Raw genomic sequence first — 224 nt, forward strand, 5'->3', positions numbered from 1 at the left:
TTAAAGGAAACTTAGCCATGGCACTATTAAAATCATCTCTAAAACGTTGAGATAAAAAGAAGTGCCTATTATCATCATAATCACTTGCACTGATTTCAAACTCTGTAATAGTGGCTCCACCTTCGGCAGCAACAGACGTTGTTTGTGATTTTTGTTGTGAGAAAACCCCTGTTACGGTGGTTTTACCAAATTGTAATTGTGTTTTAAATCCGAAAAGGTTTTGG

The 224-nt window shown here is 36.2% G+C and carries 1 protein-coding gene; it reads right to left on the minus strand.

Features of this window, described 5'->3' with window-relative positions; all coding sequences use genetic code 11:
- The coding region (locus H2O73_RS24565) for a hypothetical protein (RefSeq protein ID WP_182110869.1) at positions 1-224 on the minus strand (224 nt) is incomplete at both ends.

This window comes from Vibrio marinisediminis, assembly GCF_014050145.1.
Classification (GTDB): Bacteria; Pseudomonadota; Gammaproteobacteria; order Enterobacterales; family Vibrionaceae; genus Vibrio; species Vibrio marinisediminis.